Source organism: Bradyrhizobium sp. 31Argb, assembly GCF_043638955.1.
GTDB lineage: Bacteria > Pseudomonadota > Alphaproteobacteria > Rhizobiales > Xanthobacteraceae > Bradyrhizobium.
Window position 1 is genome coordinate 1 of record NZ_JBEGDB010000648.1, and the last position, 867, is coordinate 867.

An 867-nucleotide genomic window follows, 5' to 3' on the forward strand; every position below is an offset into this window, starting at 1 on the left:
TCACTTTGGCGTAGAGCTCACCAGGCCGCCGCCCAGCGCGCGCACTTCAAAACAAAAAGACAACTGTAATGCTAGCCTAAGACCGATCGTCTTTTGCGCCCGGCGAGCACCGCACAGTATATGGCCGGATTGATCGCGCGTTGAGGAGGAGTGATGGACCTCACTCAAATCATCGGCTTCGCGGCGGGATTCGGGACAACCTTCGCGGCTCTGCCCGACCTCATTACGATGCTGAATCGGCGCTCCGGTGTCGGCATGAACCCCCGAATGGCGGCCATCACGGGCACTTTTCAAATTCTCTGGGTGATCTATGGCGTATCGATCGGCTCAAAGAACATCATCATGTGGAATGTGATCGCGGTCGCGACCAATTACCTTACCGTTGGGGCATACATGTACTTTCGTCGCCACGAAGCGCGATCGTGATATCGGATTGTGAGCTGAGCCGCGCGAAGCGACGCTACCTCATGTCCTGAGGGCGTCGACCATGTGGGCGATGAGAACGCCAACGCTGAGGACGAGCAGGCAAACAATTACAGCTTGAAACAACATCGGTGCGAATTCCGGTGGGGCCGAGGGCTTCATATAGTCCTCAAACGTCGGCGGCTTTTGGTCGTCCCGATGGCGCCTTGGTGTTCACGCGATTACAAATTTGCAAGGGTCGCGTCTGCAAGGGTCGCGCCGCTTCATCGACGTGGACAGGCATCCGGCCTACGCAATCGTTGGCCGTCGGCAAATTTTCGGGTTCTCGACTGGCGGGGCTATGCCCGCCATAACCAGGCACAACCCACGCTAGCATTACAGTTGTAATTGACTGAGGATTCTGAATCCATGGGCAACCATGATTCGAAGATCGTGGACGCAGGC

General features: G+C 56.6%; 1 protein-coding gene. It reads left to right on the forward strand.

Annotation, left to right across the window (positions count from 1 at the left end):
* The first annotated feature begins 153 nt into the window (after window positions 1-153).
* Window positions 154-426: a SemiSWEET family sugar transporter gene (locus tag AAFX91_RS42065; RefSeq protein WP_245476341.1), complete on the forward strand. Its 273-nt coding sequence runs from the start codon at window positions 154-156 to the stop codon at window positions 424-426.
* The last annotated feature ends 441 nt before the right edge of the window (window positions 427-867 follow it).